Source organism: uncultured Thiodictyon sp., assembly GCF_903828115.1.
Classification (GTDB): Bacteria; Pseudomonadota; Gammaproteobacteria; order Chromatiales; family Chromatiaceae; genus Thiodictyon.
In genome coordinates this window covers 1-9,677 of sequence record NZ_CAIKKU010000326.1, presented here as the reverse complement: position 1 = coordinate 9,677, position 9,677 = coordinate 1, and the positions used below count along the sequence as shown (strand labels likewise).

Below are 9,677 nucleotides of genomic sequence, written 5' to 3'. Positions count from 1 at the left end.
TGATCGAGCGACTGGTCGAGGCCGTGGTCCTGGGTCTCGCGGTTGGAGATGGCGACCTCCAGGCCGACCTTGGGTTTCATCAGGAGGCGGGTGAAGTCCAGGCCCTGGGCCTTCCAGTGGTCGAGTGCGCGGCGCATCTCCAGGCGGTCCGACTGGCCGATCATCTCGCTCACGGTGCGATAGCCCAGGCGGGCCATGATCCGGCGCATCTCCTCGGCGACGAAGAACAGGTAGTTGATGATGTGCTCAGGCTGGCCGGTGAAGCGCTTGCGCAGTTCCGGGTCCTGGGTCGCGACACCGACCGGGCAGGTGTTGAGGTGACACTTGCGCATCATGATGCAGCCTGAGACGATCAGCGGCGCGGTGGCGAAGCCGAATTCGTCGGCCCCCAGCAGGGCGCCGATGACCACATCGCGCCCGGTGCGCAGACCGCCATCGACCTGCACCGCGATGCGCCCGCGCAGGTTGTTGAGCACCAGCGTCTGGTGGGTCTCGGCCAGGCCGATCTCCCAGGGGGAGCCGGCGTGCTTGATCGAGGTCAGCGGGCTCGCGCCGGTGCCGCCGTCATAGCCGGCGATGGTCACATGGTCGGCATGGGCCTTGGAGACGCCCGCGGCAACCGTACCCACGCCGATCTCGGACACGAGCTTCACCGAGATCCGCGCCTTGGGGTTGACGTTCTTCAGGTCATGGATGAGCTGCGCCAGGTCCTCGATCGAATAGATGTCGTGGTGCGGCGGCGGGGAGATCAGGCCGACGCCCGCGGTCGAGTGGCGCACCCGGGCGATCCAGGGGCTGACCTTGTGGCCGGGCAATTGACCGCCCTCGCCGGGCTTCGCACCCTGGGCGATCTTGATCTGGAGGTCGTCGGCGTTGACCAGGTACTCGGTGGTGACACCGAAGCGGCCGGAGGCGACCTGCTTGATGGCGGAGCGCTCGGGGTTGCGGGTGCCGTCCGGGAGCGGGTTGAAGCGCTCGGACTCCTCGCCGCCCTCGCCGGTGTTGGACTTGCCGCCGATGGCGTTCATCGCCTTCGCAAGCGTCGAGTGGGCCTCGTAGCTGATGGAGCCGAAGGACATGGCCCCGGTGGCGAAGCGCTTGACGATCTCTTTGGCCGGTTCGACCTCGTCGAGCGGGATTCCTACCTCGGCCCACTTGAAGTCCATGAGCCCGCGGAAGGTCAGCAGGTGCTCGTTCTGCTCGTTGATGAGGCGCGCGAACTGCTCGTAGGTCTCCCAACTGTTGGCGCGCGCGGCGTGCTGGAGCTTGGCGATGCTGTCGGGGGTCCAGGCGTGGTCCTCGCCGCGCAGCCGGAAGGCGTAGTCCCCGACCACGTCCAACTGGGTGCGGTAGATCTGCTCGTTGCCGTAGCCCTGGGCGTGCCAGCGCGCCGCCTCCTGGGCCACCTGCTCAAGCCCGATGCCCTCGACCGTGGTCTGGGTGCCGGTGAAATAGCGTTTCACGAAGGGGGTGTTGAGGCCCACGGCATCGAAGATCTGGGCGCCGCAATAGGACTGGAAGGTGGAGATGCCCATCTTGGACATGACCTTCAATAGCCCCTTGCCGACCGCCTTGATATAGCGCTTCTGCGCCTCCTCAAACGTAGGGGCGGGTTTCAAACCCGCCCCGGCCTTCTCGGCGAAGCTCGGCAACAACGAGGCGATGGTGTCGAAGGCGAGATAGGGATTGATCGCCTCGGCGCCGTAACCGGACAAGACCGCGTAGTGATGGACCTCCAGCGCCGCCCCGGTTTCCACCACCAGGCCCGCGCTGGTGCGCATCCCCTGACGGATCAGGTGATGGTGTACCGCGGAGGTGGCGAGTAGGGCCGGGATCGGGATGTGGTCCAGATTGGTGTTGCGGTCGGACAGGATCAGGATGTTGTAGCCGTCGTGCACCGACTGCTCGGCCTCCCGGCACAGGCGCTCCAGGGCCGCGCCCATGCCGGAGGCGCCCTCGCTGGAGGGGTAGACCATGTGCAGGGTGCGGGTGCGGAAGGCGCCGCCCGAGTTGTCGTCGATGTGGCGCACGCGCTCCAGGTCCTGGTTGGTCAGGACCGGCTGGTTGACCTCCAGGCGCCAGTGCTTGCCGGCCTCGTTGATGCCCAGGAGGTTGGGCCGCGGGCCGATCAGCGACACCAGCGACATGACCAGTTCCTCGCGGATCGGGTCGATCGGCGGGTTGGTCACCTGGGCGAAGTTCTGCTGGAAATAGCTCGACAGGTGCTTGGCGCGGCGCGACAGCACCGAGGGCGGGTTGTCCGCGCCCATGGAGCCGACCGCCTCCTGGCCCGTCACCACCATCGGGGTGAGCAGGAACTTGATGTCTTCTTGCGTATAGCCGAAGGCCTGCTGGGCATTGAGCAGGGTGTCCGCGTCCGGGGCCATGGGGGCGACGTTGGTCGGCAGGTCGTCCAGATGGATCTGGGTCCGGTTGAGCCACTCGCGGTAGGGGTGGGCGTCGGCCAGCGCCGCCTTGATCTCGGCGTCGTCGATGATGCGGCCCTGCTCCAGGTCGATCAGGAGCATCTTGCCGGGCTGCAGCCGCCACTTCTTGACGATGCGCGACTCTTCGATGTCGAGCACGCCCATCTCGGAGGCCATGATCACCAGATCGTCATTGGTGACCAGGTAGCGGGCCGGGCGCAGGCCGTTGCGATCCAGCGTGGCGCCGATCTGGCGGCCGTCGGTGAAGGCGACGGCGGCGGGGCCGTCCCAGGGCTCCATCAGGCCCGCGTGATACTCGTAGAAGGCGCGCCGCTTGGCGTCCATCTGCTTGTTGCCGGCCCAGGCCTCGGGGATCAGCAGAATCATGGCGTGGGCCAGGCTGTAGCCGCCCATCACCAGCAGTTCCAGCGCATTGTCGAAGCTGCCGGAGTCGGACTGGCCCTCGGGGATCAGGGGCCAGATGCTGTCCAGATCATCGCCCAGGACCTCCGAGCGCATGGTGTGGCGGCGCGCCGCCATCCAGTTGAGATTGCCGCGGAGCGTATTGATCTCCCCGTTGTGGCAGATCATCCGGAAGGGGTGGGCCAGGTCCCAGGTCGGGAAGGTGTTGGTGGAGAAGCGCTGGTGCACCAGGGCCAGGGCCGAGGCGACGCGCTCGTCCTGCAGGTCCAGATAATAGGAACCCACCTGGTCGGCGAGCAGCATCCCCTTGTAGGTGATGGTGCGGGCGGACATGGAGGTCACGTAGAAGGCGGTCTTGTCGAAGCCGGCCGCGCGGATCTCGTTGTCCATGCGCTTGCGGATCACGAACAGCTTGCGCTCGAAGGACTGCACGTCCGGGCAGTTGTCGCCGCGGGCGATGAAGACCTGGCGGACCACGGGCTCGGTCGGCAGCACGCTCTTGCCCAGCACGCTGTTGTCCACCGGCACGTCGCGCCAGCCGAGCACCCGCTGTCCGCCCTCGGTCAGGCGCCGCTCCACCGTCGCCTGCGTCTGGTCACGCGCCGCCGGGTCTTGGGGCAGGAAGAGCATGCCCACGCCATAGGTCCCGGCAGGCGGCAGCGCGAAGTCCAGCTCCGCCCGGAAGAAGGCGTCCGGGACCTGGAGCAGGATGCCGGCCCCGTCACCGGCCCGCGGGTCGGCACCCACGGCGCCGCGATGGGTCAGGCGTTGCAACAGTTCCAGACCCTGCCGGACGATGGCGTGGCTTTGCTGATTCTTGATATGGCAGACGAAGCCGACGCCGCAGGCGTCATGCTCGTTGGCTGGGTTATAGAGACCCTGTGCGGGCGGAAGGGCACGCAGGCTCATCGCTGACCTCGTAGGTACCTGGCATGACGGTTGGGACTGTGTCGCGCGGGGCGTCACGCATCCACCTGGCAACAGCCGGGGTCACCTGACCCGGGCCGACCGACACAATCCCCGGAAATCCGGTGTCTTCGGACCCCAACTGGTGGCCGTTTGAGGCGTCCACCAGTCAGGAAACTGGAAACGGGGGCTTGAGCGTCGCCGGTCATTGAGTTTCGGCCGACGACGCGCGACCGCCGATCATAACGCGCAAGCATTCGCTGTGCCAAGGCCGCGTGGTGGGGCTGGGGGCGATCGGGGGGCGGCGCGAGGCCTGGCGGTGCGCCGAATGGGGGCGGGGCGCACCATCGCGGGGCATCGGGGCCGGGATGCAGTTCGTGCGCTCACTCGGCGGGGCCCCCGCCGGAGCAACGAAGAGTTATTGTCCGCAAATGAACGCAAATGAAGAAAATAACAGATTACGTTCAGATCGTTACGCGGGATGCCGATGGTGGCTCGATCACCGCGCCGACGTTGATCGTCGTTTCGGCCGCAAGGAGACCGGAGGTCGAGGCTTTACCGTGAAAGTGCGTAGTCAGGCCATCCTGGCCTGACGGTGTCGGGGCTGAAACAGTCAGGGCTGGAAGCCCTGACTACGCCGCCCCGCACGCTGGCCATCGGCTAGCGGTCGAGAGGACTTTCATATTCCGGGGTGGCGCGGGCGCCATGGCCGTTAGCCGGTCCACATCGCCTATCAGTGGCCCTGGTCCGGCTAATGCCTCGACCTCCGGTGCGCAACGCCTGGGCGGCGTCCGGTCTGCGCAGCGGACCCTACGACGCTTCGCCTATTTGCGTTCATTTGCGTACAAAATCTTCCTCGCTCAGCCGCCCAGGGTGGCCCGCAGGTGTGCCGGATCGAACTGGTCGGTGACCACTGCCGCGCCGATCCCGCGCAGCAGGACCAGGCGCAGGCGGCCGTCCAGGACCTTCTTGTCCACGGCCATCAGGTCCAGGAGGCGCCCGGCGGAGAGTTCGGGCGGGGCGGCGGTCGGCAGACCCGCGCGCGCGATCAGGTCGCGGGTGCGCCGCAGGTCCGCGGGATCGAGCCAGCCCAGGCGCGCCGACAGGTCCGCGGCCATGCACATGCCGACCCCGACCGCCTCGCCGTGGAGCCAGTTGCCGTAGCCGGCACCGGTCTCGATGGCGTGTCCGAAGGTGTGGCCCAGGTTGAGCAGGGCGCGCTCGCCGGATTCCAGTTCATCCGCGGCCACCACCTCTGACTTGTTCTCACAGGACCGGCGGATCGCCTCCGCCAGCGCCGCCGGGTCGCGGGCGCGCAGTGCGTCGAGATGGGCGTCGAGCCAATCGAAGAAGGCGGGATCGCGGATCAGCCCGTACTTGATGACCTCCGCCAGCCCGGCGCAGAGCTCCCGGTCCGGCAGGGTATTGAGGGTGGCGGTGTCGGCGATCACGGCCCGGGGCTGATGAAAGGCCCCGATCATGTTTTTGCCGAGTGGATGGTTGATCCCGGTCTTGCCGCCGACCGACGAATCCACCTGGGCAAGCAGTGTGGTCGGGACCTGGATGAAGGCGACCCCGCGCTGATAGCAGGCGGCGGCGAACCCGGCCATGTCCCCGATGACCCCGCCGCCCAGCGCGACGAGGGTGCAGTCGCGGCTGAAGCGGGCGCCGAGCAGGGCCTCGTAGATGCGCTCGAGCACCGCCTGGGTCTTGTAGACCTCGCCGTCCGGCAGGACCAGCGTCTCGACCCGCAGACCGTCCAGTGCCCCCGCCACGGCCCCCAGGTACAGCGGGGCCACCGTCTCGTTGGTGACGATCATCACCTGGCGGCCGGCGACATAGGGCCGGTAGCAGGCCGGGTCCACGAGCAGGCCGGTGCCGATGAAGATCGGATAGCTGCGCGCGCCGAGCGGGACGTTCAGGGTCGTGGTCATGGGCTACGACTCCTCCGACTCGAGCCGACGGCGGATCTCTTTGACCACGGACGCCGTGCCGCGTTTTTCGGTGGACACCACCAGGTCCGCGACCTGCCGATAGAGCGGGTCGCGCTCCTCCATCAGGTCACGCAGGCTCTGCAGCGGGTCCTCGGTCTGGAGCAGGGGTCGGCCGCGGTCCCGGGAGGTGCGGCTGAACTGCTGCTCCGGGGTGCAGTGCAGGTAGACCACCACGCCGCGGGACGCCAGGTTCTGGCGGTTCTCGGCGTCGAGGACCACACCGCCGCCGGTGGCGAGCACGATGCGCTCCTCCGCCACCAGGTCCTCGATGACCTGTCGCTCGCGGGCGCGAAAGCCCGCCTCGCCCTCGAACTCGAAGATGGTGGCGATGTCGACGCCGGTGCGTCGCTGGATTTCGTGGTCGCTGTCTTTAAAGGTAAAAGACAGGGATTCCGCGAGTTGCCGGCCAACGGTACTCTTGCCGGCCCCCATGGGACCCACGAGGAAAATGTTCTGCGCGCGTATCATCTCTACAGGTATGCCAGATTTTGACCGGATGGGCAAGGCTTATGCGCCGTGTTTCGGTCGATGTGGGGTCATTCGGCGGCGCTTTCGGCCGCTCCCGGGTGCCGCGCGTCGAGCCCGTGGGCCTGGCGGTCGGCGTGGTAGGACGAGCGGACCATGGCCCCGCTCGCCACGTTGGAGAAGCCCAGTGACTCCCCGGCCAGGCGCAGGGCGTCGAACTGTGCCGGTGTCCAGTAGCGGCGCACCGGCAGGTGGGCGCGGGTCGGCTGCAGGTATTGGCCCAGGGTCAGCATCTCGCAACCGTGGGCGCGCAGCGCGGTCATGACCGCCAGGACCTCCTCGGCCTCCTCCCCCAGCCCGAGCATGAGTCCGGACTTGGTGGGCACCCCCGGGTGACGCGCCTTGAACTGCGCCAGCAGGTCCAGCGACCCCTGATAGTCCGCGCCGGGGCGCGCCTGGGCATAGAGTCTGGGCACCGTCTCCAGGTTGTGATTGAAGACGTCCGGCACCGCCGCGCCCGCGAACTGGTCCAGGGCGAGTGCCGCCCGGCCGCGGAAGTCCGGCACCAGGATCTCGAGTCGGGTGCGCGGACAGCGTGCCCGCACCGCCGCCAGACAGGCGGCGAAGTGCCCGGCGCCACCGTCGCGCAGGTCGTCCCGGTCCACCGACGTGATGACGACATAGTTGAGCCCCATGGCGGCGATGGACTGGGCCAGGTGCTCGGGTTCCGCCGGGTCGACCGGCCTTGGTCGGCCGTGGGCCACGTCGCAGAAGGGGCAGCGGCGGGTGCAGACATCCCCCAAGATCATGAAGGTCGCGGTACCCTCGTTGAAGCACTCCCCGAGATTCGGGCAGTTTGCCTCTTCGCAGACGGTCGCCAATTGCGCCTCCCGCAGGAGGCGCTTGATCCGTGCAACCTGCGGCCCGACCGGCGCCTTGGCGCGGATCCAGTCCGGCTTGCGCAACACCGCGGTCATCGGCTCCACCTTGATCGGGATGCGCGCGACCTTGTCCGCGCCCCGCTGGTGGGTCTGCGGGGTGGCGCGCGAGGGGGCGGTGAGCGGGGTCGGATCGGTCATGGGGCGAGGTCCGGCTGGTATGACGGCTTACGCGCCCCGATATGGGGCCGAGGGGTGGAGTTTAACACCGGGAACCGACCCGACCCAGGGTTTCCCTGGGAGAATTCGCGGGTCACCGGTGCGCTTGCGTGAAGCGCGGACCCAGAAACCACCCGACCAGCCCTGAGCTTGAGAAATGGTAGCAGTTGATGTTTGACGACTCTTTCCCGAATAAACCCTACTCAGAGGCGTGCGATGAGAATAAGGCACCCATCCTCGCCGTGATCGGACCCCTGTTCAGCACGGCCCGGCGGGTGTTGGAGATCGGCAGCGGGACCGGGCAGCACGCCGTCTGGTTCGGCGCCCACCTGCCCCATCTGGTCTGGCAGACCAGCGATGTCCCGGCCAGCCTGCCCGGCATCCGGCAATGGCTGGCGCAGGCCTGTCTGCCCAATCTGCCGCCGCCGCTGAGCCTGGACGTGGCCGGTGACTGGCCCGCGGGCCCGGTCGATGGCGTCTTCAGCGCCAATACCGCCCATATTTTAGGAAAAGCCGACGTCGCCCTGCTGTTTCGCGGGGTGGGCCGGATCCTGGCCCCCGGGGCGCCCTTCGCCCTCTACGGCCCGTTCCGCTACGACCGGCGCCATACCAGCGAGAGCAACGCCCGTTTCGACGCCTGGCTCAAGGCGCGGCACCCGCGCATGGGGGTACGCGACCTGGACGACCTGCGGCAACTGGCGGACGCCGCGGGCCTGGACCTGGTCGCCGACCACCCGATGCCGGTCAACAACCGGACGCTCGTGTGGCAGAAGCGCGCGGCGTCGACGCCGTGAAGGCGTCTTCTTGGTTTGCAGCCCGCGGCTCGCCGATCTGAGCGAAAGCCTCGTAAGTCATGGTTCATCAATAAGTTAAACAAGTCCATCAGGGCGTACTTTTCGCACCGTTGTCGTTGTCGTTGTCGTTGTCGTAATCGAGGTTATCGTAACCCCCGGATTGTCTCGCACCCCAAATTGCATCGCTTCTCCGACCACGACAACGACAACGACAACGACAACGACGATCATGTTTAACTTGTTCTTGACTCGTTACTAACCCTCACGCCACCGAAGGAGGTCTGCATGAAGGTCCCAGTCTGCGTCATCGTCGGTGCCGGACCCGGCAACGGCGCCGCCTTTGCCCGCCAGTTCAGCCGCGCCGGCTACCATGTCGCCCTGCTCGCCCGGGGGCGTGAGACCCTCGACGCCCTGGTGTCGGAGATCGCCGGCACCCGTGCCTACACCTACGACGCCACGGACCCGGCGCACGCGCAGCGGGTCTTCGCCGCGATCCGCGAGGACCTGGGCGAGCCGCAGACCCTGATCTACAACGCCTCCACCCGGGAGTTCGGCGATCTGGATGCCACGCGCCCGGACGCCTTCGAGCGCGCCTGGCGGGTCAATGCCTACGGCTGCCTGCTCGCCGCCCAACAGGTAGTGCCGGCCATGCGCGCCGCGGGGCAGGGGAACATCATCGTCATCGGTGCCACCGCCTCGCTGAAGGGAGCCGCGGGCTTCGTCGCCTTCGGCGCGGCCAAGGCCGCCCAGCGCAGCCTGGCCCAATCGCTCGCCCGCCAGTTGGGTCCCGAGGGTATCCACGTCTCCTATGTGATCATCGACGCGATGGTCGACCTGCCCGGCACCCGCGCCCTGATGCCGGCGGCCCCCGACAGTTTCTTCGCGAAACCCGATGACATCGCCGAGTCGGTCTTCTTCCTCGCCCGTCAACCCAAGTCCGCCTGGACCTTCGAACTGGACCTGCGGCCATTCCGGGAGCCTTGGTAGGCCGGACCCCGCTGCGGCGCAGCCGCGCTAAAAGGTGCCGCCATTCCACCCGAACAGATGCCTGGGCGGGGCGGCGAATTCGATGTAGACCCGCTCGGCGGGGATCTCCAGGGTCGCGGCGAGCAGGTCGCAGAGGGCGCGCGAGTAGTGGGCCGTCTTGAGTTCGGGCAGGCCGATGCTCTTGAGTTCCACATAGGCGGCGGGGTCCGAGGTGCCGGCGAAGAACAGGTCGCGCCCGTCCTCCAGGATGACCATGACGTAAGACTCCGGCTTGCCGAGCAGTTCCGCGACGGTGCCCGACGCGCGGGCGAACAGGTCGGCGCGGTCCTCGGCCGGGACCTCGACGTTGGTCAGGATGCGCAGTGTGGGCATGTGGGTGGTACCAAGGCAGTGGTCGGTCAGGCCCCCATGATAAGGCGCGGGCGGGGGCTTGTCACCGGCGAGACGCCGTTCCGCGACCGGGTGCGATCAGAACTGATGTGTTGGCCGAGATCCCGGGTACGCTGTCGTTGTCGTTGTCGTTGTCGTTGTCGTTGTCGTAATCGAATAATCCGACTACGACTACGACTACGACTACGACTACGA

The 9,677-nt window shown here is 67.5% G+C and carries 7 protein-coding genes; 2 read left to right on the top strand and 5 right to left on the bottom strand.

Annotation, left to right across the window (positions count from 1 at the left end; translation table 11 throughout):
* The 4 genes from gltB to lipA form a co-directional block, all read right to left on the bottom strand.
* Positions 1-3,758 (bottom strand): glutamate synthase large subunit (gene gltB, locus QZY48_RS11955; protein ID WP_295431080.1); only part of this gene is annotated, 3,758 nt, incomplete at its 3' end.
* Positions 3,759-4,615: 857 nt separating this feature from the next.
* On the bottom strand, positions 4,616-5,689 hold the full coding sequence (gene aroB, locus QZY48_RS11950; protein ID WP_295431079.1) for a 3-dehydroquinate synthase: 1,074 nt from the start codon (positions 5,687-5,689) through the stop codon (positions 4,616-4,618).
* 3 nt (positions 5,690-5,692) lie between these two features.
* On the bottom strand, positions 5,693-6,217 hold the full coding sequence (gene aroK, locus QZY48_RS11945; protein WP_295431078.1) for a shikimate kinase AroK: 525 nt from the start codon (positions 6,215-6,217) through the stop codon (positions 5,693-5,695).
* Positions 6,218-6,285: 68 nt separating this feature from the next.
* A complete protein-coding gene (gene lipA, locus QZY48_RS11940) occupies positions 6,286-7,293 on the bottom strand; it encodes a lipoyl synthase (protein ID WP_295431077.1) in 1,008 nt (335 codons plus the stop codon).
* Between the two features lie 188 nt (positions 7,294-7,481).
* Here lipA and QZY48_RS11935 point away from each other — a divergent pair, with 188 nt between their 5' ends.
* Together QZY48_RS11935 and QZY48_RS11930 are read left to right on the top strand one after the other, a co-directional pair.
* The gene (locus QZY48_RS11935; protein ID WP_295431076.1) at positions 7,482-8,105 is read left to right on the top strand and encodes a DUF938 domain-containing protein; all 624 of its coding nucleotides are present in this window, start codon (positions 7,482-7,484) and stop codon (positions 8,103-8,105) included.
* Positions 8,106-8,390: 285 nt separating this feature from the next.
* Entirely contained in the window at positions 8,391-9,092 is a 702-nt protein-coding gene (locus QZY48_RS11930) for an SDR family NAD(P)-dependent oxidoreductase (protein WP_295431075.1), read from the top strand.
* A 27-nt stretch (positions 9,093-9,119) separates the two neighbouring features.
* On the opposite strand, the gene QZY48_RS11925 is transcribed toward QZY48_RS11930, so the two are convergent.
* Entirely contained in the window at positions 9,120-9,464 is a 345-nt protein-coding gene (locus tag QZY48_RS11925; protein ID WP_295431074.1) for a phenylpyruvate tautomerase MIF-related protein, read from the bottom strand.
* Positions 9,465-9,677 lie beyond the last annotated feature (213 nt).

What these genes read in the sequence shown, in the direction of transcription:
- aroB (WP_295431079.1), bottom strand. Translation starts at nt 5,689, where the DNA reads ATGACCACGACCCTGAACGTCCCGCTCGGCGCGCGCAGCTATCCGATC.
- aroK (WP_295431078.1), bottom strand. Translation starts at nt 6,217, where the DNA reads ATGATACGCGCGCAGAACATTTTCCTCGTGGGTCCCATGGGGGCCGGC.
- lipA (WP_295431077.1), bottom strand. Translation starts at nt 7,293, where the DNA reads ATGACCGATCCGACCCCGCTCACCGCCCCCTCGCGCGCCACCCCGCAG.
- QZY48_RS11935 (WP_295431076.1), top strand. Translation starts at nt 7,482, where the DNA reads ATGTTTGACGACTCTTTCCCGAATAAACCCTACTCAGAGGCGTGCGAT.
- QZY48_RS11930 (WP_295431075.1), top strand. Translation starts at nt 8,391, where the DNA reads ATGAAGGTCCCAGTCTGCGTCATCGTCGGTGCCGGACCCGGCAACGGC.
- QZY48_RS11925 (WP_295431074.1), bottom strand. Translation starts at nt 9,464, where the DNA reads ATGCCCACACTGCGCATCCTGACCAACGTCGAGGTCCCGGCCGAGGAC.